The 20241-nt window shown below is 59.4% G+C and carries 15 protein-coding genes and 1 riboswitch; of the genes, 2 read left to right on the plus strand and 13 right to left on the minus strand.

Going from position 1 to position 20241, the window contains the following annotated elements; genetic code table 11:
• Positions 1-99: 99 nt before the first annotated feature.
• From Q6A51_RS12290 to Q6A51_RS12325, 8 genes are all read right to left on the minus strand, one after another.
• The gene (locus tag Q6A51_RS12290) at positions 100-3426 is read right to left on the minus strand and encodes a dermonecrotic toxin domain-containing protein (RefSeq protein ID WP_304574903.1); all 3327 of its coding nucleotides are present in this window, start codon (positions 3424-3426) and stop codon (positions 100-102) included.
• Between the two features lie 77 nt (positions 3427-3503).
• Positions 3504-5318: an allophanate hydrolase gene (gene atzF, locus Q6A51_RS12295; protein WP_304574904.1), complete on the minus strand. Its 1815-nt coding sequence runs from the start codon at positions 5316-5318 to the stop codon at positions 3504-3506.
• Positions 5319-5354: 36 nt separating this feature from the next.
• Positions 5355-8978 (minus strand): urea carboxylase, encoded by a 3624-nt coding sequence (gene uca, locus Q6A51_RS12300; RefSeq protein WP_304574905.1) that lies wholly within the window; start codon positions 8976-8978, stop codon positions 5355-5357.
• Between the two features lie 114 nt (positions 8979-9092).
• Entirely contained in the window at positions 9093-9707 is a 615-nt protein-coding gene (locus Q6A51_RS12305) for an urea amidolyase associated protein UAAP2 (protein WP_304574906.1), read from the minus strand.
• 12 nt (positions 9708-9719) lie between these two features.
• On the minus strand, positions 9720-10445 hold the full coding sequence (locus Q6A51_RS12310; RefSeq protein WP_304574907.1) for an urea amidolyase associated protein UAAP1: 726 nt from the start codon (positions 10443-10445) through the stop codon (positions 9720-9722).
• A gap of 14 nt (positions 10446-10459) precedes the next feature.
• On the minus strand, positions 10460-11224 hold the full coding sequence (locus tag Q6A51_RS12315) for an ABC transporter ATP-binding protein (RefSeq protein WP_201000194.1): 765 nt from the start codon (positions 11222-11224) through the stop codon (positions 10460-10462).
• Complete coding sequence (locus tag Q6A51_RS12320) at positions 11221-12036, minus strand: ABC transporter permease (RefSeq protein ID WP_201000193.1); 816 nt, start codon at positions 12034-12036, stop codon at positions 11221-11223. The genes Q6A51_RS12315 and Q6A51_RS12320 overlap by 4 nt, the downstream gene beginning before the upstream one ends.
• 27 nt (positions 12037-12063) lie before the next feature.
• A complete protein-coding gene (locus Q6A51_RS12325; protein ID WP_304574908.1) occupies positions 12064-13137 on the minus strand; it encodes a putative urea ABC transporter substrate-binding protein in 1074 nt (357 codons plus the stop codon).
• A 62-nt stretch (positions 13138-13199) separates the two neighbouring features.
• Positions 13200-13302, minus strand: a riboswitch (guanidine-I (ykkC/yxkD leader).
• A 481-nt stretch (positions 13303-13783) separates the two neighbouring features.
• Here Q6A51_RS12325 and Q6A51_RS12330 point away from each other — a divergent pair.
• Complete coding sequence (locus tag Q6A51_RS12330) at positions 13784-14125, plus strand: hypothetical protein (protein WP_201000288.1); 342 nt, start codon at positions 13784-13786, stop codon at positions 14123-14125.
• Positions 14126-14187: 62 nt separating this feature from the next.
• Here the strand turns inward: Q6A51_RS12330 and Q6A51_RS12335 are convergent, their stop codons facing one another.
• Positions 14188-15294, minus strand: a complete 1107-nt coding sequence (locus Q6A51_RS12335; protein WP_304574957.1) for an enoyl-CoA hydratase/isomerase family protein — start codon at positions 15292-15294, stop codon at positions 14188-14190.
• A 163-nt stretch (positions 15295-15457) separates the two neighbouring features.
• Between Q6A51_RS12335 and ung the strand changes: the two genes are divergently transcribed.
• Positions 15458-16141: a uracil-DNA glycosylase gene (gene ung, locus Q6A51_RS12340; protein WP_304574909.1), complete on the plus strand. Its 684-nt coding sequence runs from the start codon at positions 15458-15460 to the stop codon at positions 16139-16141.
• A 60-nt stretch (positions 16142-16201) separates the two neighbouring features.
• On the opposite strand, the gene Q6A51_RS12345 is transcribed toward ung, so the two are convergent.
• The 4 genes from Q6A51_RS12345 to Q6A51_RS12360 form a co-directional block, all read right to left on the minus strand.
• A complete protein-coding gene (locus Q6A51_RS12345; RefSeq protein WP_304574910.1) occupies positions 16202-17227 on the minus strand; it encodes an AbrB family transcriptional regulator in 1026 nt (341 codons plus the stop codon).
• Positions 17220-18734, minus strand: coding sequence for a tripartite tricarboxylate transporter permease (locus tag Q6A51_RS12350; RefSeq protein ID WP_201017413.1), 1515 nt, complete (start codon positions 18732-18734; stop codon positions 17220-17222). Before Q6A51_RS12350 ends, Q6A51_RS12345 begins: the two co-directional genes overlap by 8 nt.
• Position 18735: 1 nt before the next feature.
• On the minus strand, positions 18736-19194 hold the full coding sequence (locus tag Q6A51_RS12355; protein WP_201000188.1) for a tripartite tricarboxylate transporter TctB family protein: 459 nt from the start codon (positions 19192-19194) through the stop codon (positions 18736-18738).
• 62 nt (positions 19195-19256) lie between these two features.
• Positions 19257-20237, minus strand: a complete 981-nt coding sequence (locus Q6A51_RS12360; RefSeq protein WP_405046143.1) for a Bug family tripartite tricarboxylate transporter substrate binding protein — start codon at positions 20235-20237, stop codon at positions 19257-19259.
• Positions 20238-20241: the final 4 nt, after the last annotated feature.

The raw sequence follows: 20241 nt of genomic DNA on the forward strand, positions 1-20241 counted from the left end.
AGATCCGCTTTCTTGAATATCCTTGAGAGTGCGTATATTAAATGAATCGGCGATTCATTAATAACCGGATATATAAAGCAAGTCTCTGGCCACTTTCAGTCAGGGCGCATTGATAAGCGCCGGAGCCAGATAAACCGGGCTTCGACGCAGGAAGGCGTCAATGGCGGAACATCGACAATGCACCAAAAGAATCCGGTCGTAATGAATACCCTGCGCCGATAATGTCTTGAACAGATCTTCCAGCGAGGGTGCGGACATTGCAAAACGGTTACGCACCGTCAATATATCCATGGGGACGGGCGGGAGGTGCCCTTTGAAAGGCGAGATATTTGAATTGCGCACAATATTGGCAATGTCCTGATAGCTTTCATCGGCCAGAGTCTGAAACTTTGACAAGGTGTAATTCTTCAATCTGCCGTGAACCGAGGTGCCCGCCATGAGTTTGTCGGTCACTACCAGAGAGGGCAGTGAAGATGGCGGTATCGCCAGGGTATTGCCCGCCGTATTCGATATGGCAAATGGGCCGACTTTTTTACTGACGACGCGATGCAGCTTTGGATCGGCAAGAAGATAACCATGAGGTGCATAGGTTTGTATTTCTGTGCCGTTGGGGATTTTGACCGTCGAACTCCAGGGCAGATACTGGCCATGGGTGCTGACCACCAGGGTGCGGGCCTGACCTTTGCTGGATGTCCAGAGCAGAAACTTGCGTCCCAGTTTCCAGGCATGGATAGGCAGGTTGCCATAGCGTGGATGCCCCGGCACGGTCCAGACCTTGAGCATGCTGTCGGTGTGAAAGAACTTCTCCAGACGGGTTTGCCGAGGTTGCATTGAATGGCCAAACAGTGACGCGTGGCTCAAGGGGCGAACGGCTGTGGCGCGTTGTGTGCGCACGATGTTTCTTGCAGGCGTCACGACTTTCTTGAGCGCCCCAAGCAACCTTGGCGTGAAAGGCATCAGGCTGAACAACCCCAATGACAGTGCAGACAGGATCGCCTGCTTCTTTTCCTCGCGACCACTGCCGGGCTGATTGGCCGCTACGATGTTCAGGGACGTGATGCCGATGTCGATGGCCAGTACCGCAATGAACGCAGGGGTCAGCAGAAAAGACATGGGGGCCAGCACCCATTGCAGATGACTCAGACGCTGGGTCCAGTAGCGCAGCGAAAGCTGGGTCGAAGTCACGATCTGTTGTTGGGTCTCTTCCAGGGTGTTCTGTTTCAGTGTCTGGCGCATGAAAGCGAACGGCGAGCCCGGCAGCAGATATCTATGCAGCGAATGGCTTAATGCCTTGCGCACATCGGGGTTGTATATCGCGTCTGTCCAGGGGCGCAGTATCGAAGCAGGCGGGTCTGGTGCCTGGACTCCGCCCCATAACCTGAACAGATAGTTCAAGCGCTCCTGATTGCGGCCCGGTACGTAATTCAGTACGGCCGTGCGCCACTTCTCGTCCCCGGTGGCTTGCCTGAGGTATTCCTGAAGGGCCTCATCGTTCTTGAATTCAATGAGCGCCTTGGGCAGCCCGGCTTGATAAAGCACCCTTTGCGGCTTGTCGGGCTCCTCAAGCACCAGCAGGCCAGCGCAATACTGGTGCTCTACACCTTCAACAAATGAGTTCTGCACTTCAAAGCCCAGGGTGAGCCATTGCGCAGCGGGGTCCGTCAATGACTTCACGATGCTGTCGAAGCCGCTGCGCAGCAGGCTGCCCTGTTTCAGGCAGATCACGGCCTGACTGATCAACATGGCCTGAAATATCTGCTCGATCCTCTGCGCCTGTTGTTCCCAGAATTCATCGAGACGGCGGGACATCAGGTGCAGAAAGTCGATGGCTTTTATCCGTTCTTCGATATCCAGGGCCGCAACCGCAAGCTCCTTGTCGGCTGACCAGACGCCTTTGCCGGTCGTGTCCAGATACACCACCGACCGACCGCCATGGTCGATATAGCCGGCAGGGTATTGCACCCGATAATTGCTCATCAGGGCTTCACTGAGGCTGACGGGTTTCTCGTCGGGTACGTGTACATGAACGGTAGGTCGCAGAATGCTGCCCAGCGGCGTGACCGAGTGCCCGCGTCGATAGGCAATGAAGACGTGATCAGGGTTTAGCTCTGCGCCATGCAGGGTGAGGATGACTTCAGCCATGAGCTGCGCCGCTATTTTCAGCGGTGCGGGGACTTGCCCGAGGATGGGGGCCTTTGTCTGCCAGAGGTCTACCGCTCCTGCCAGGGTCAGGCCACGTGCAATGGGTTTGAGCAGGTCGATATCGTGGGCGCCATCCACGCTTTCCAGCAGGTCGAGTGCGAATGTTTTCTGAGCATCTGTCAGGTGGCTGAACACGTCACCCTGAAGCACTACCGACTCGACCACGAGTGCCAGGCTTTCATCGGCAATGTATTTGTTCAGCCAGAGTCGATGCTGCCTTGAGGCATTAAGGGCGTCGAGCAATCGTTGGGTCATCTGGCGCGGCTCGTCACTGATGTACTCGGTGATGGTTGCCGTATCACCCAGGACATGAATGAAGCAATGCGAGGTGTTCAGCGACCTGACCTGAAAGATGCCGGGTACGAGCTGAGCGTTGACAGACAGCATGCGGACCTCCGAGCTGTTTCCTCGTGCGGTCTGTTCCAGCGCCTGGCTGTCGGCTGGAAAGTGCTTGAGCCCCAGTGCATCTAGCGTCAGGTAATAACCGTTGCGGCTGATCTTTTTCCGGGCGAACTTTCGTGCCAGCACATCGAGAAAGGAAAGCCTGGCCAGTGCGCGGTAAGTCGTTTCATGTTTGTGCCAGAAGGCATTGACCTTGCTGGTGTAGTCATCGACCCACGGGGCATTGATGATGAGGTCAAACAGTGTCCTGGAGCTTAGTGATGGCGTATCCGGGGCCGGCAATGTGTCGGTTATCGTGCAGCTCAGCAGGTCTGCCAGCCGGCTCGTGTCGCCAGATATCAGGGCCAGTTCGGTCAGGGAGAGTCGGGCGCTGTAACGCTCGCGCCCACGCTCATCGACCGAGGGCCGGTTTTCGGTCGTGAAGGTGATGTGCAGGTGGTCAGGGTCCAGTTGCTTGCCAGCCTTCTGCAGCAGCAGGGCTTTCAGTTGCTCGCCGATATACGCCCGTCGGGGAGGAGGGCAGTCCATGTCCAGTTGCAGGGTTTTCAACAGCAGGATCGAGTCGGCAAGCAGTTTGAAACCGGGGCTTTTTCTGAGCTTTTTCAGTCGCTGTAGGGCTTGTGTATCGGGTAATGCCGAAGGTGATGGCGAGGCGATCTCCGGCAGCGGTTTTTCGTCAGTCGGGTAATGCAGCGGCGCAAGGGAAAATGCCCCCGAGCCATTGAGGCTGTCTTTTCGTTCCGAATCAGGCCCCGGCAATATGATGAAATCGGGATGCTCCAGATTGGAAGCAGCAGAGAGGGATTTCCAGAGTTCATCCATGACAGTGACATAGCGAAGTGAGTGGCCGCTTACTATGTCACTGCCAAGGCTGCGCAGTTGCCTATCTATTTATGGGTTCAGCGCTGTTGCAGATAAGCACGCCAGCCGCCCAGATGGCTGATATCGGTCGCGCCTTCAAGGCCATAAGGTTCGCAGATAAAGCCGCTTTCCCAGCGTCCATCGGCCAGTTGCACCTTGCCCAGCCCCAGCGGTGCGGGAATGCCGGTCAGGAATGAACCCAGCTCACGGCTCGGTAGCTCCCAGACTTCCACCTCTATCGCCACGCCATCTTGCGCGACACGCAACATGCCTGGACGAAACGGCGGGCCGCCTGCCAGTGCATACAACTGATAGTCGGGCGAGCTTTGTGTCACTTCCAGCAAGCGTGCGCCGCGCTGCTTGAGTTGCCAGTTCAGTGCCAGGCCGTCCAGGTGGGCGCCACATACCACAAGGCGGCTCATGTCATTGCGGGCGGCGGACTTGGGTTGAGGCAGATCTGGAATGTGGCCACCGATCAGTGGCAGTGCGGTCTGGCGTTGCAAGGCGTCGGCCATGCTCAGCAGGTACTGATCGGTAAAGGCCCGACCAAACAGCGTTACGCCCCAGGGCAGGCCGTTGTTCATAAAGGCACTGGGGACCGCAACCGCCGCGTAATCCAGCAGGTTGACGAAGTTGGTGTAGTAACCCAGCTCCGAGTTGCGCAACACCGGTTCTGCTTCGAGCTCTGCCGAGGTGACCGGGCGACCGATGCTGGGCGTGACCACGAAGTCCAGGTCTTCAAGCGCCTTGTCGCAGATCGCCTTGAGCGCCTGCAAACGATATTGCGCCCGGAAAGTATCGACACCCGTGACCGCAGGCGCCTTGGCCAGTACAGCGCGGATAACGGGCAGCACGGCGTCGGGAGCTTCCTGCATCAATTGCCCGGCCACGCTGTAGCGTTCGGCGACCCATGGGCCTTCATACAGCAGACGCGCCGCTTCCAGGAAGGGCGAAAGATCCAGGGTGACAGCTTCACCGCCCAGTGCTTTCAGATGAGCGAGCGCCGCCTCGAACAACTGCGGGCCTTCGGCACACCCGAAAAACTCCAGGTCTTCGGCACGTGGCACGCCGAAACGCAAAGCACGGGGCGCGCCGAAGGCCGAAGCGTCGTTCCACAGCGGGTTGCTGCGGCTGTATTCGTCGCGAGGGTCCAGCCTGGCCACCAGCCCCAGCAACTGGCTGGCTTCCCTTGCTGTGGCAGTGAAGGTGGTGACGCAATCCAGCGTACGGCAGGCCGGTACTACGCCAGCCGTGGAGATCAGCCCTTTACTGGCTTTCATGCCGACCAGATTGTTCAGCGCTGCGGGCACCCGGCCCGAGCCTGCGGTGTCGGTGCCCAGCGAGAAGCTGCTGACTCCCAATGCCACGGCCAATGACGAACCGGAACTCGACCCGCCGGACGGATAGTCCTTGAGTACGCTGTTGGGGCATGTGCCATAGGGTGAACGGCTGCCGTTCAGGCCGGTAGCGAATTGATCGAGATTGGTCTTGCCCATGGGCACTGCGCCCAGAGCGATCAGTTGCTCGACAATGGTTGCCGAACGTTGTGGCACATACGCATAGGACGGGCAGGCTGCGGTGGTGGCAATGCCTGCAAGGTCGATATTGTCCTTGATCGAAAACGGGATGCCGTACAGCGGCAGGTCTTTGATATCGCGGTTTTCCAGTACGGCGAGGTAAGGCTCCAGTTCTGCCGGGGTGAGCAGGTGGATGAACAGGTGAAAGTCAGGATTCAGTACGGCGGCCTTTTCATGGAGGGCCAGGATCAGTTGCCGGGGCGTCAGGCTGCCGGACTGGTACGCGGCACGCAGTGTATCCAGTTGCAGGTCGCTTGGGAGTACGTTGTGGTTCATGGCGAATTCCGTCGAAAGAGTTAAAGACACAAGGTTTCAGTCCGTTTCCAGAACGACCACACGTTGCCCGGCTCGCACCGCCGAGCCAGGTTGCACCCGCACATCGCGAACGACGCCGCTCACGGGAGCCAGCAGCGGGATTTCCATTTTCATGGACTCCAGAATCACCAGCACATCTCCTGCCGCAACCCGTTCACCCGGCTGGACCTGCACTTGCCAGAGGTTGCCGGCGATATGGCTGTCGATCCCTTGCTGACCCGCTTCGAGTGCAGGCTCATCGGTGAGCGGGGCCGCACTTTCTTCGCTCTCGAAGTTGGCTTGCCCGCTGGCGATCCAGCGTTCGCGTTCGGCCTGGAAAGCGGCCTGCTGCTGGCTGCGAAAGGCGGCGATTCCCTCGGCTTCCTGACTCAGGAAGGCCTGGTATTCGGCCAGGTTCAGGGTGCTGTGTTCGATTTCCAGCGGGTAGCGGCCCAGCGGGAAGTCTCGACGGATGCGCAGCAGTTCATCGGCGCTGACCGGGTAAAAGCGGATCTGGTCGAAGAAGCGCAGTAGCCAGGGTTTGCCGTCAAAGGCGGCGACTTCGCGATAGCGGTTCCACATCTGCAACGTACGGCCCACGAACTGATAGCCGCCGGGGCCTTCCATGCCGTACACGCACATGTAGGCTCCGCCGATGCCCACCGAGTTTTCGGCGGTCCAGGTACGTGCCGGGTTGTACTTGGTGGTGACCAGACGATGACGCGGGTCCAGTGGTGTGGCGACAGGTGCGCCGAGATAGACGTCACCGAGGCCCATGACCAGATAGCTGGCGTCGAACACCGTTCGTTGCACTTCGTCCAGATTGGGCAGGTCGTTGATGCGGCGGATGAACTCCAGGTTGCTCGGGCACCAGGGCGCGTCCTTGCGCACTGTGGTCATGTATTTCTCGATTGCCAACTGACAGGCCGGATCGTCCCAGGACAAGGGCAGATGCACGATGCGCGACGGGACTTGCAGATCCTGGGTGGCGCAGACGGCATCCCATTCACCGGCGACGATATCCAGCAGTGTTTTGAGAGGCAGTTGTTCGGGCTGGTAATGCACTTGCAGGGAGCGAATGCCTGGCGTCAGGTCGATCACCCCTTGCAGCGCCTTGCTTTCCAGCGCCTGCATCAAGGCGTGCCCGCGGAATCGCAGCACCAGATCCAGTTCGGGAGCCCCGATTTCCAGCAACACATGGGTGTCGCCTGATAGCCGGGCGACCAGTCGTTTGTCGTCCTGGCCTATATCCAGCACAACCGGATTCTGTAGGAGCGGATTTATCCGCGAAGAGGCCGTTACATCCAACGCATCATTTGTGCATGAGCCACCGTCTTCGCGACTGAAGTCGCTCCTACAGAGGAGCGCGCGGGCTATTTCCAGGCTGACCGGGCTGAAACGCACTTTATCTCCGGCCTTGAGCTGCCCCAACTGCCACAGATCCGCTTCGATGATGGTCACCGGGCAGACGAATCCGCCCAGGCTCGGGCCGTCGGGGCCGAGGATGACGGGCATGTCGCCGGTAAAATCCACCGCGCCGATGGCGTAGGGATTGTCATGGATATTGGACGGGTGCAAACCCGCTTCGCCACCATCGGCGCGCACCCATTCCGGCTTGGGCCCGATCAGGCGCACGCCGGTGCGGCTGGAGTTGAAATGCACTTCCCAGTCGGTGGCAAAGAACGTGTCGATGTAACCCTCGGTAAAATATTCCGGCGCGCCATGCGGCCCATAAATCACACGAATCTGACGCACATCTGCCAAGGGAGTGATCTGTTCATCCGGCACACGCTGCCCCGCGCTGCGGTCTGCCAGCGTCGCAATATGCAATACATCTCCTGCGCGTAACGCCCGTCCGCCATGGCCGCCGAACTGGCCGAGGGTGAAGGTGCTTTTGCTGCCCAGATAGTCCGGCACATCCAGACCACCGCGAACGCACAGGTAACTGCGTGCTCCGGCACCCGCAATGGTGCCCATCGCCAACGTCGAACCGGCGGGCAGCAACAGCGCCGTGTTCATGGGCTGCGGCTTACCGTCCAGAGTGACCGGGATCTGCGCGCCCGTAACAGCCACTACCGCATCGGTATTGAAACGAATCAGTGGCCCGCTCATGGTGATTTCCAGTGCCGCGCAACCTTCGGCATTACCCAGCAGGCGATTGCCCTGGCGCAAGGCGCGGCTGTCCATAGGCCCTGACGGCGGTACGCCGACCGCCCAGTAACCAAGGCGGCCCGGATAGTCCTGCACGGTGGTCTGGGTGCCGCCGCTGAGCACTTCAAAGGTGTCGGCGTGATAGATCAGGTTTTCCAGGCAACGTGTCCACGGCTGGCCGCTGGCAAAGGGCGCATCGACGATGATCTGCCGCAGATAATCGCGGTTGGTTTCCACGCCATACAGGCGCGTGTTGCTCAAGGCTTCGGCCAATGCATCACTGGCTTGCTGACGATCCGGTGCCCAACTGATGAGCTTGGCGATCATTGGATCGAAAAACGGCGGGATCTCGCAACCGGCTTCAACCCAGGTATCGATGCGCAGCTTCTGGCCATCGGCCTGAGGAAAGTTCACGGCAGTCAACAGGCCGGGGCAGGGCTGGAAGTCGCGTCCCGGATCTTCGGCATACAACCGCGCCTGAATGGCATGGCCGGTGGGTTTCAGTGTGGCTTGCAACTCGCTGAGCGGCGGCAGATCACCGGCCGCCAGTTGCACCATCCAGCCGACCAGATCGACACCCCACACCTGCTCGGTGACACCGTGTTCGACCTGCAGGCGGGTATTCACTTCCAGAAAGTAGAAACGCTGATCTTCGCTGTCGAAGACAAACTCCACAGTTCCGGCGCTGCGGTAATTGACCGCTTTAGCGAGCTTGATGGCTGCTGCGCAGAGTTCGTCAGCCATGCCTTCCGGCAGGTTAGGGGCCGGGGTTTCTTCCAGGACTTTCTGGTTGCGGCGCTGTACCGAGCAATCGCGTACGCCAAGGGCGAGCACTTCGCCCTGGCCGTCACCGAAAACCTGCACTTCAAGGTGGCGAGCGCGCTGGATGTATTTTTCGATGAACACGCCCGCGTCGCTGAAGTTGTTCTGGCCCAGGCGTTTTACCGCCTCAAAGGATTCGGCCAGTTCATCGGCGCTTCGACATACGCGCATGCCGATCCCGCCACCGCCAGCGGTGCTTTTGAGCATTACCGGGTAGCCGATGCCACGTGCCGCCGTGAGTGCCGATTCAAGGCTGTCGAGCAGCTCGGTGCCTTCGAGCATGGGCACTCCATGTTGTTTGGCCAAGGCTCGCGCTGTGTGTTTCAGGCCGAAGACGCGCAGTTGTTCTGGCGTCGGGCCGACGAAAGCGATGCCGGCTTCTTCGCAGGCCTGGGCGAACGCCGCGTTTTCCGAAAGAAAACCGTAGCCGGGATGAATCGCTTTGGCACCACTGCTTTGGGCAATGGCGAGAATCTTGTCTACCGCCAGATAAGTACCTGCCGCGCCGCCTTCACCCAGGCTGTAGGCTTCGTCGGCCTGCATCAGGTGCAGGCTGGCGGCATCGGCTTCGGAATAGACCGCAACACCTTTGACCTTCAAGGTGCGCAGGGTTCGCAGGATGCGGCAGGCAATGGCGCCGCGGTTGGCGATCAGCAGTTTGTCGAACATGGCATAAACCCCGGAAACCCAGGCTTGCTCGGTTTCGTGATGGGAAGCGGGCCGTCCCGCTATGGGTCGTTGCGCACAACGGTCGTCCGTTGTGGAGGGCTCGATTTTCTGGATTCAGTCGCGAATCAGCAGCCGGGCCGGAGTCGGGTTGTAACCATTGCAGGGGTTGTTCAGTTGTGGGCAGTTAGAGATCAGCACGATCACATCCATCTCGGCGCGCAGTTCGACGTACTTGCCGGGCGCGGAAATGCCGTCCTCGAAAGTCAGGCCACCCTCGGCGGTCACCGGGACATTCATGAAGAAATTGATGTTCGGGCCGATGTCGCCTTTGCTCAGGCGACCGTCATGGGCGCAGGCACGCAGGTAGTTGTCGCGGCAACTGTGCATGTGCAGTTTTTCCAGGGCATAGCGCACGGTGTTGCTCTCCTGGGCGCAGGCACCGCCAAGGGTGTCATGACGTCCGCAGGTGTCATCGACGATGGTCAGCATTGGCTGGCCGAGGTTGGAATAAAGGACGCTGCCGGTGGTCAGGTACACGCTGTTCTGGCGACGCAAGGTGCGTTGCACGTCATAGCGCTCGCGTGGGTTGGCCAGGCTGTAGAACAGGGTATCGACGGCCTGATTGCCTTCCAGGTCGAGAATGCGCACGGTCTGTCCGGCCTTGACCTCGGCCAGGAACGGTTCGCCAGCCGCAATGGTGGCGTCGCAGCAGTGTTGGGTCGAATGCATGACAAGGCCTCCTCAGGCGAACAGACGGTCGGTATTGATAAAGCCACGCTCGTTTTCCGGGCGTGATGTGCGGCAGTGTTCGGCCACGCTGGCGTCGGCTTTCATCCAGCTCAGCTTCACTGGCTGTGGGGCGTACTTGGGGTTGGGGTCCATAGGGTGTTGCAGGGCAGTGAGTACCACCAGCGTATCCATCGGCGCATACAGCTCGATGTAGTCGCCAGCTTTCGAGTTGCCCGGCACGAAATGCAGGCTGCCGGCCTCGTCCACATTGACCCGGCTGAACAGGTTCAGGGTCATCAGCAGGTCGGACAGGCCCAACCCCCATTTGCCCAGCTCTACCAGCAGGTTGTCGACGCCGTTGCGGAAGAAACCATTGCGCAGTTCCTGGTAGCGACCCTGGCCGTATTTCTCTTCGACTTCCGCCGCGTTGAGCACGCCGCCGATGCTGTCGCTCCAGCCGCAGGTGTCGGCGCTGATCGCCGCCAGCACGCGACCCATGTCCGAATACAGGCAATGGCCGCTGGTGAGTTTAGCGGTGTGTTGGCACTTGAGGCTGTCGGGCAGGTTCAGGCGTTCGGTCTTTTCATGGGCATTGAGCAGCGTCAGGCTGACATTGGCATTGCCGTTCAGGTCTGTCAGGCGTAGCAGCTCGCCGCGCTTGAGCACGAATGAACGATGGGCTCCGCCAGGCAGAAGTTCTTCTGCGAACACGGGGAACAGGGTGGTTGAGTCAGTCATGAGTCGGGCTCCTTTCAAGCCGATTGCAGCGAGTCGAGGGCCGCGCGTGCAGCACGGCGGTCGCTGTTCAAGGGGATGTCGTAAGTGATGCGTGCGCCATAGGCGCCAGGGGCGTGCGGGTCCTGGCGCACCTTGTCGAACACCATCAGGCGAGTGCCGAGGTTGAAGCCTTCGGACAGGTCGTGGGTGACCATGAACACGGTCAGCTTCGTTTCCTGCCACAGCTCCAGCAGCAGGTTGTGCATGTCCTTGCGAATACCGGGGTCCAGCGCACCAAAGGGTTCGTCCAGCAGCAGAACCCGGGGTTTCATGATCAGCGCCTGGGCGATGGCCAGCCGTTGTTGCATGCCGCCGGACAGTTGGGTCGGGTATTTGTCGAGTGCGTGCCCCAGCCCGACTTTATGCAGCAGCACCGCGGCCTGTTCCCGTGCGTCGCGCTTGGCCTGACCGAACAGACGACCGAGCCAGGGGGCATTCGGCAGCTCCAGCCCCAGCGCCACGTTGTCCAGCACGCTCAGGTGCGGGAACACCGAGTAGCGCTGGAACACCACGCCACGACTCGGGTCCGGCTCGTTGGCCAGCACCTTGCCGTCCAGCGTGATAGCGCCCCGGCTGGGGATTTCCTGGCCCAGCAGCAGGCGCAGGAACGTGGACTTGCCACAGCCCGATGCACCGACGAGGGTGCAGAACTCTCCTTCGGCCACTTCCAGATTCAAGCCTTCAAGCACAACCTGATCGTCGTACTGCTGCCAGACATTGCGCACACTGATAAAGCTCATCCTCGTGCTCCTTCATACCAGGGGAATGCACGGCGGGTCAGAGCTTTCAGGCCCCAGTCCATCAGCCAGGCGAGCAGGGTGATCCAGATCACGTAAGGCAGAATCACATCCATCGCCAGATAGCGGCGTACCAGGAAAATCCGGTAGCCCAGCCCGTCAGTGGACGCGATGGCTTCGGCCGCGATCAGGAACAGCCAGGCCGATCCCAATACCAGCCGCAAGGCGATCAACAGGCGCGGTAGCAGTTGCGGCAGGATTACCCGCAGGATCAATGTCCAGGTCGAGGCACCGAGGGTTTGCGCCTTGATCAGCAGTTCGACCGGGATTTCCCGTGCGCGCTGTTCCAGATCCCGCGCCAGAATCGGCGTGATACCGATGACAATCAGCATCACTTTCGATAACTCTCCCAGCCCGAAAACAATGAACAGAATCGGCAGAATCGCCAGCGGCGGCACCATCGACAACACCGTCAGCAACGGCGACAGCGGCGCGCCGAAGATCGGCAGAATGCCCGACGCAATCCCCAGGCACAGGCCCAGCAATGCGCTGACTCCCAGACCGATGGCCAGCCGTTGCAGGCTGGAGCCGGTGTCCTGCCAAAGCAGATAACTGCCGGTGCGCGAGTCCTCGGTGAAGGCCATACGATTGACCGCATCGGCCATCTGCACCGCGCTGGGCAGCAGTTTATCGTTGGGGTTTTCCATCAGCCGTGTTGCCGAGCCCGTGAAGTAGGCGAACAGCAACAGGGCGAATGGCAGGATCACCAGAATCAGGCGACCGGCCCGATCCGGGTGGCGATTTATCAAGCGCATGGCAATGACCTTTGGGCTGGGTGCGGTTTACAGCTTGTTGTCGACGGCCATCTGTACGTAGCTTGGGTCGAAGTGCAGCTTGAGGTTGGCCTTGTCGCCTTCAGTCACGCTATTGGCGAACGACATGCCCACGGCGCTAGAGTCTCTGGCACCTTCGCCCAGCAAGCCATGCTCGAAGGAGAAACTGGCGACCTTGCGCATGGTGTCCGGTAGTTGGGTGCTGGTTGCGAAAGCCAGAGCTTCCTTGGGCGTAGCGAACAGCCGAGTGGTGTCGAGTTGCGCCTGGAAGCCCGCCAGATCGGTACCCGAAGCCTTGGCCATGTGCTCCAGTGCCGCCTTGCTGGCAGCCGACTTGGCGTTCATCAGGGCAACCACTTCAAACCAGGCGCCTGTCAGGGCCTTGCCCAGGGCCGGGTTGTCTTTCAGGGTCTGAGTGTTGACCACCATCATGTCCATGATTTCGCCGGGGATCTTGCTCGAGTCGAAGACCTGGGTGACGCCAGGCTTGGCCTTGATGTCCGAGAGCATCGGGTTCCAGGTGGTGACGGCTTTCACTTCATCGGTGTTGAAGGCTGCCGAGATATCGGCGTCTGAGGTGTTGACCACTTTGAGGTCTTTTTCGGTGAGGTCTGCGCTGTCCAGCGCACGGGCCAGCAGGTAATGGGAAACCGACAGCTCGACCAGATTGACGTTCATCCCCTTGAGGTCGGCGACTTTCTTGCCTTCGCCCTTGATCACGATGCCGTCATTGCCGTTTGAGAAGTCACTGACGATCAGCGCCGTGCTTTCAACGCCACCGGCTGCCGGAATGGTCAGGGCATCCATGTTGGTCATGGTGCAGCCGTCGAACTGACCGGCGGTGTACTGATTGATCGATTCGACGTAATCGTTGAGCTGGGTGACATCGATCTTGATGCCGTACTTCTTCGCCCATTTGTCGACGATGCCTTGAGTGCCGGCGTATTCCCACGGCATCCAGCCCGCGTAAATGGTCCAGCAGACGTTGAAGTGATCTTTGGGGGCGGCTTGTGCCGAGAGGCTCAATGCAGCGAGTAGGCCTGCTGCGAGCAGACCGGACAGGCGGGACTTTGGCTTGTGCATGCTGAATAAACCTCCAGTAGTGAAAGGGGCGGCCAGGAGCAACTCGACACCACTGGTGTCCTGTCTCCCGGGCTTTTATCCCGCCGTGTAACCTCTACTGGAGGTCGCCAACTCTCGGACCAGCCACTTGCCTGTCGGCAAGCCGGAACCCTAGTCGGCTATTGCAAATTGTGGTGCCGCGAAGCTGTGTTGACTCCTGCACATCAATCGTTAAGCGAGAGTTGTGCCAACTTGCTACAGGCCTTGTTTCTCCAAGGGTGCTGGAAAATGCGAGAGGTTTTAACGCGCCTGTCTGCCTTGTGCTGGTGCAGGTTTGCACCGTGATGAAGCGTCGCAGGGTGAAATGTTTTGTAGCATCTTTGTACGAAACGGCAGCAGGGTCGCTGGGCCTTGTTTATCAAAGGCTTGCGAGCCATTTGGCCATTATTCAAAGGGACAGGCGGCGAGGTGAACTCCGCACTAGATGGGCTTTTTGCTGTCAGATTATTCGTCTGCTGACCCAATGTTGCAGACGCCGACCAGCGTCGCTGGTTGTGCCCAATCGCGGTCCAAGGAGGCCGCCATGTATCGAAGACCCTTGCTCATCGCGTTTCTGGCCCTGTTCATGACAGGTTGCTATGCAGGTCCTGGTTACTACGAATCCGAGGTGTACACACAACCGACGACAGTCGTCGCTGGAGGGTATGCTTATGACAACGGTTACCGCTCTTCTTATTATCAGGAGCGGCGCATTTATGTAGCGCCTCAGCCACGCTATTACTACAGCCAGCAGCCGCGTTATTACGCACCACCGCCACCACCTCGCTATTACGGTCCTCCACCGCAACAGCGCTACTACAACCCTGGTCGGCCACCGGGCCATGCATGGCGTGATAACCGGTTCCGCGGCAATGATGGCTATCGGAACAATTACCGCAACGACTATCGCAATGACTACCGTGGAGGCGGCCGGTCATGGGATCGCGGCCGAGGTGATGGCCGTTATTGATAGGCAGGTGCCAATGTCCCCCTCCTCTTTGGGAGGGGGCTTGCCCGCGACTAGGCCAGTATTTACGACAAATCCGCCAGCGGATGTCTGCCTTCCCAGGCCTTGGAGAAGTGAGCATCTATCACCGCTCTCGGTATCCTCGCCACGTCCTGCCAGTGCCAATGGGGCGTGTGATCCTTGTCGATCAGACGCGCCCGCACACCCTCATTGAATTCCGGATGGCTGCAGCAGTTGAGGCTCATGGCGTATTCCATCTGGAATACCTGGGCCAGTGACAGATACTTGCCTCGACGGATCTGTTCCCAGATCAGATGAGCGGTCAACGGGCAGCCTTCCAGCAGGTTTTTCGCGCAACGTGCCAGCAGCGCGTCATCCTGATATTGCAGATGACTGATGGCATTCCAGGCACCGGATAGATTCCCGACATCCAGCAATTCATCGATCTGTTGCCGACGCGGCAGCCACTGGGCGGCGGGCAAGTGGCTGATGGCTTCCTGTTGCAGGGCCTTGAGCAGGCTGTTGAGCTGTATGTCAGTCTGTTCCTGCCAGTTCAGTTGCAGCAGGCTTTCTATCAGCACGTTCTGTTGTTCGTCGAGGAGGAAACGGTCAGCCAGGTCCAGATCCAGCGCGTCACGGCCATTGATGTGCGCGCCGGTCAGCCCCAGAAACAGGCCCAGCTTTCCGGGCAGGCGGGACAGAAACCAGCTGGCGCCCACATCCGGATATAAACCGATACCAATCTCGGGCATTGCCAGGCGGCTGCTCGGAGTAACGATACGAATACTGGCGCCTTGCAATAACCCCATGCCGCCACCCAACACATAGCCGTGTCCCCAGCAGATCAAGGGTTTCGGGTAGGTATGCAGGCTGTAGTCCAAACGGTATTCAGCGGCGAAGAAACTGGCGGCAAGAGGTGGCACGGTGCCGGGAGATTCACGACAGGCTTCGGCCAGCGAGCGGACTTCTCCGCCGGCACAAAATGCTTTCGGCCCGTTGCCGCGCAGCAGCACGCACACGATTTGCGGATCGTCCGCCCATGCGCCGAGCTGATTCTGAAGGGCCAGGATCATCGGCAGCGACAGGGCATTGAGTGATTTCTCGGCATCCAGACTGGCGATACCTATCCGGGCGCCATCTTGTGCATGAAGCTCTTCGAATTGCAGATTCATCATGACCCTCTCGTTGGCACTGCAGAACGTTGAGTCATTCAGTGTAGGCAGTTACAAATGACTATCTGCAATCAAGTGTAGGAAACTGCTGGTTTGCTGCTGCGCATTTGACATTGGCAGCCAGCTTTCCTAGTGTCGCGCAGTGTTTTTACCGGGTATGACCATGACAAGCGATGACCGCATCAAACTTGAGCCCAGCTGGAAGCAAGCGCTGCGCGATGAGTTCGACAAACCTTATATGGCGCAACTGCGTGAGTTCCTGCGCCAGGAGCATGCCGAAGGCAAGGAAATCTATCCGCCGGGGCCGCTGATCTTCAATGCGCTCAACTCGACGCCGCTGGATCAGGTGAAAGTCGTGATCCTCGGCCAGGACCCGTATCACGGTCCCGGTCAAGCCCATGGCCTGTGCTTTTCGGTACAACCGGGCGTGCCTGCGCCGCCTTCGCTGGTGAATATCTTCAAGGAGTTGAAGCGCGACTTGAACATCGATATCCCCAACCACGGCTGCCTGCAAGCCTGGGCCGATCAGGGTGTTCTGATGCTCAATACCACCCTGACCGTGCAGCGGGCCAATGCGGCTTCTCATGCCGGCAAGGGCTGGCAGCATTTCACCGACAAGGTCATCGAAGTCGTCAGCGCCCATCAGCCGAATCTGGTCTTCCTGCTGTGGGGTTCCCATGCGCAGAGCAAGCAGAAACTGGTCGACGCCACCAAGCATCTGGTGCTGACTTCGGTTCACCCGTCGCCGCTCTCGGCTTATAAAGGCTTTCTGGGTAACGGACATTTTGGTCGAGCCAATAAATACCTGGAGCAGAATGGTTTGGAGCCGATTGATTGGAGGCTTTAGACGCCAAGCTTCAAGCCGCAAGCTTTAAGCTTCAAGTCAAAAGCTTGCAGCTTGCAGCTCCTATCTCCTATTCCACCGCCTGTAAAACGGCTCTGCCAGAAACATCACAAACAGCAGGCGCATGACCTGCATTGCTGTCACCAGTGGCACCGATAGTTGCAGCACTTCGGCTGTCAGGCTCATTTCGGCGATGCCGCCGGGCATCATGCCCAGGGTCAGGGAGCGCAGATCCAGGTGGGTGAGGGTGCTCAGGCCCAGTGCGGCGAGGGCTGCGATCAGCATGGTCAGGGCTGTCCCCACCAGCGTGCGTCCGAGAAAGGACGGTGCCCGCCTGAAGAACTCACGATTGAAGTGACAGCCCAGGCCGCTGCCGATCAGCAGTTGACCAAGCTGGCTGGCCCCGTTGGGCAGTCCGATTTTCAAGTCCCAGGCGACACTGACCACTGAACTGAGCAGCAGAGGCCCGAATAGCCAGGGATTGGGTTGTTTGAGGCGTTGCCAGAGAAAAGCCAGTACCGCGCCCGCGGGTAGCAGAAACAGCAGCCATCGCCAGTCCACCGTTGTGGCATGCAGCGCTGGAGTGCCGTCACCCAGCAGGTATTTGAAGATCGCCGGTACACACAGCACCACCGCCAGCACCCGCAGGCTTTGAGCGGCCGCAACACTGCTGAGGGTCGCACCATTGCGTGCGCCGAGATTGACCATTTCCCCCGAGCCGCCCGGCATGCTTGAGAAAAATGCCGTAGGACGATCCTCCCCGGTGCGCAGCATCAGCCAGACGCTGACCACGCTGGAAAGACTGGTCACCAGCGCCCCGAGCACAATCAGGCCGAAATGATCCAGCACTTGCTCGATGACTACCGGGGTGAAGTGCAGGCCAATCCCGATGCCGATGATCAGTTGCCCGACTTTGCGTCCACCGGGGATTTGCGTCAGTTGCCAGGGTGTCAGACAGCGGACCAGGATGATCGCCAGCAACGAGCCGATCATCCATGGCAAAGGCCAGCCGACCTGGCTGGCGAGGTATCCGCCAAGCAGGCCGACCAGCGGAGTGCCCCACCAGCTACGAAAGGACCGGTCAGACATCGGCCAGCGCGCGAGACTGCCGGGAGCGCTTGCGCCATATCCGGTATAGCGGGAACAGCAGCATGAAAATCGTCACGATCCAGACACCAATGCTGATCGGGCTGGCCCACAGGATTTCCAGAGCGCCATTGGAGATTGACAGGGCGCGACGCAGGTTCTGCTCCATCAAACCACCCAGAATGAACCCGAGCAGAATCGGCGACAGCGGGAAATCCAGTTTGCGCAGGATATAGCCGAAGATACCGATGCCGACCATCAGGAACAGGTCGAAGGTCGTGGCATGGACGGCGTAGACGCCAATCCCGGTAATGATCGCGATCACAGGTACCAGTGCCCAGTTCGGCACGGCAAGGATGCGGGTGAAGATGCGGATCATCGGGATGTTGAGGATCACCAGCATGATGTTGGCGATGAACAATGAAGCGATCAGGCCCCAGACGATGTCCGGTTGTTGCTGGAACAGCATCGGGCCGGGCGTGATGTTGTACAGCGACAGCGCGCCGATCATCACTGCTGTTGTGCCGGAACCCGGAACACCCAGGGTCAGCATCGGCACCAGCGCGCCACAAGCGGTTGCGCCGATGGCGGTTTCAGGCGCCGCGAGGCCGCGCATATCGCCCTGGCCGAACTTGCCGCTCGGGCCTGCAATGCGTTTTTCAGTCATGTAAGCCACGGCGCTGGCCAGCGTTGCTCCGGCACCCGGCAATACGCCCAGACCGAAACCGAGCAGGCCGCAACGGATGTTCACCAGGAACACCGCTGATGCTTCCTTGAAGTTGAACAGCATACGCCCTGTGGCTTTCACGGCTTCCTGGCCACGATGGGTTTTCTCCAGCAGCAACAGAATCTCGCTGATGGAAAACAGGCCCAACACCAGCACCACGAACTGAATGCCGTCAGCCAGGTGAATATTGTCACCGGTAAAACGGTACACGCCGCTGTTTGCATCGATACCGACGGCTGACAGGAACAGACCGATCAGTGCAGCAATAAAGGTCTTGAGCGGTCGATCACCCGCCATGCCGCCCAGGCAGACAATGGCGAAGACCATCAGCACGAAGTATTCCGCCGGGCCGAAGGCTATCGCCCATTTGGCCAGTAGCGGTGCAAACAACACCATGCCGCAGGTGGCGATGAACGCCCCGATGAATGAACTCCATGCCGACAGTGACAGCGCGACCCCCGCCAGCCCTTTACGGGCCATCGGATAACCATCCAGCGTGGTCATCACAGTCGAAGCTTCGCCGGGAATGTTCAGCAGGATCGAGCTGATACGCCCGCCGTATTCACAGCCCAGATAAACCGCAGCCAGGAGAATCAGTGCCGATTCAGGCGGCAGGCCCAGTGCGAATGCGATGGGAATCAACAGCGCGACGCCGTTGATCGGGCCAAGGCCCGGCAGCAGGCCGACGACGGTGCCAATCAAGGTGCCGGAAAGTGCCGTGACCAGATTGTAAGGGGTAAGGGCAACACCAAATCCCTGGCCCAGATAGCTGAAAGTATCCATATCAATTCTCCAGAACGCTGAGCAGGCCCAAAGGCAAGGGAACGTCCATGGCTTTATCGAACAACAGGTAAAGGCCGACGCTCATCAGGATCACTACCGCGATGCTCGGAACCCAGCGCCCGCCATACAGGCGTGCCATGGGGATGCCGATCAGGATGCTGCTGAGGATGAAACCCAGGGGCTCGAACAGGCCGGCGAAAACCAGCAACAGCGCGATGCAGATGCCGATCTTGATCAGGGTTTCACGATCCAGAGGCGGTTCATCTTCTGAGTGAACGATGGGTGTCGGGCGGATCAGCATGTACAGCAGAGCCAGCCCCATCAGCCCCAGCATCAGCAGAGGAAAGGCTCTCGGGCCTACAGGTTCATAGGAAAAGGGTGCCTGGTAAGGCCAGGCCATCAGTGTCAGACCTGCGCATACCAGTAGCAGTACGGCAGCAAAAATGCGTTGCAAGACCATGGAAAACTCCTGCGTCGCGCCTGCCGGGCAGGCGCAACGGATCGTCAGTCAATTGAGTTCAATCACTGAATCAGGCCGAACTCCTTGGCCAGCATCTTGTAGTCCGCGACTTGTTTCTTGACGTAGGTGTCCAGCTCCGCACCGGTCATGGCGAAGGGGAACAGCTCGCGCTGGTCGCGCAGTTTGGCGAAGTCTTCCGACGCCAGGATCTTGTCGAACGAAGTTTTCCACCAATCGTAGGCTTCGTCGCTGACTTTTGGGCCGACATAGAAACCACGGACCACAGGCCAGACGATGTCGTACCCCTGTTCCTTGGCGGTTGGAATGTCTTTCATTTCCGGCTCGTCGATGCGCTTCTCGGCGAATACCGCCAGCAGACGCATGTCACCGCTCAGGATGTGTGGCATGGAGTCGGAGATATCGGTACTGCCCACCTGAATGTGGCCGCCGAGCAGGGCGGTTGCGATTTCACCGCCGCCTTCGAGGGCGACATAGCGCAGGGCGCGCGGGTTGATGCCAGCGGCTTTTGCGATCAGTGCGGTCTGCATCCAGTCCTGGCTGCCGACGGTGCCGCCGGAGCCGATCACCACTTTGCTTGGGTCGGTCTTCAGAGCCTGGACCAGGTCGTCGAGGTTCTTGTAAGGCGAATCGCTCTTGACTGCGATGGCGCCGTAGCTGGTGCCCACTGCGGCTAGCCAGCGCACGGCATTTTCATCGAAACGGCCGAACTTGCCTTGTGCCAGGTTGAGCAAGGAACCGCTGGACCACGCCACCAGTGTCCCGGCATCGGCTGGTCGTTGCGCGACCACTGCGTTGTAGGCCACTGCGCCGACACCACCAGGCATGTACGTCACGCGCATTGGGGTGGTCAGGATCTTTTCGTTGATCAGTGCGCTCTGGATCAGCTTGCAGGTCAGGTCGAAACCGCCTCCGGGCGAGGCCGGTGCAATGCATTCCGGACGCTTGGGCTCCGCGGCGAACAATTGTGTAGCAACCAGCATGCAGCCGGCCGCCAGGCTCAAATGACGCAAGGATCGAATCATGGTC

The organism is Pseudomonas serbiensis (assembly GCF_030580745.1).
Classification (GTDB): domain Bacteria; phylum Pseudomonadota; class Gammaproteobacteria; order Pseudomonadales; family Pseudomonadaceae; genus Aquipseudomonas; species Aquipseudomonas serbiensis.

Excerpts from the sequence above, each read along its gene's own strand:
- Q6A51_RS12305 (WP_304574906.1), bottom strand. The coding sequence starts at position 9,707 with ATGCATTCGACCCAACACTGCTGCGACGCCACCATTGCGGCTGGCGAA.
- Q6A51_RS12325 (WP_304574908.1), bottom strand. The coding sequence starts at position 13,137 with ATGCACAAGCCAAAGTCCCGCCTGTCCGGTCTGCTCGCAGCAGGCCTA.
- atzF (WP_304574904.1), bottom strand. The coding sequence starts at position 5,318 with ATGAACCACAACGTACTCCCAAGCGACCTGCAACTGGATACACTGCGT.
- Q6A51_RS12310 (WP_304574907.1), bottom strand. The coding sequence starts at position 10,445 with ATGACTGACTCAACCACCCTGTTCCCCGTGTTCGCAGAAGAACTTCTG.
- ung (WP_304574909.1), top strand. The coding sequence starts at position 15,458 with ATGACAAGCGATGACCGCATCAAACTTGAGCCCAGCTGGAAGCAAGCG.
- Q6A51_RS12320 (WP_201000193.1), bottom strand. The coding sequence starts at position 12,036 with ATGCGCTTGATAAATCGCCACCCGGATCGGGCCGGTCGCCTGATTCTG.
- Q6A51_RS12350 (WP_201017413.1), bottom strand. The coding sequence starts at position 18,734 with ATGGATACTTTCAGCTATCTGGGCCAGGGATTTGGTGTTGCCCTTACC.
- Q6A51_RS12360 (WP_405046143.1), bottom strand. The coding sequence starts at position 20,237 with ATGATTCGATCCTTGCGTCATTTGAGCCTGGCGGCCGGCTGCATGCTG.
- Q6A51_RS12290 (WP_304574903.1), bottom strand. The coding sequence starts at position 3,426 with ATGGATGAACTCTGGAAATCCCTCTCTGCTGCTTCCAATCTGGAGCAT.
- Q6A51_RS12355 (WP_201000188.1), bottom strand. The coding sequence starts at position 19,194 with ATGGTCTTGCAACGCATTTTTGCTGCCGTACTGCTACTGGTATGCGCA.
- uca (WP_304574905.1), bottom strand. The coding sequence starts at position 8,978 with ATGTTCGACAAACTGCTGATCGCCAACCGCGGCGCCATTGCCTGCCGC.
- Q6A51_RS12345 (WP_304574910.1), bottom strand. The coding sequence starts at position 17,227 with ATGTCTGACCGGTCCTTTCGTAGCTGGTGGGGCACTCCGCTGGTCGGC.
- Q6A51_RS12335 (WP_304574957.1), bottom strand. The coding sequence starts at position 15,294 with ATGAATCTGCAATTCGAAGAGCTTCATGCACAAGATGGCGCCCGGATA.
- Q6A51_RS12315 (WP_201000194.1), bottom strand. The coding sequence starts at position 11,224 with ATGAGCTTTATCAGTGTGCGCAATGTCTGGCAGCAGTACGACGATCAG.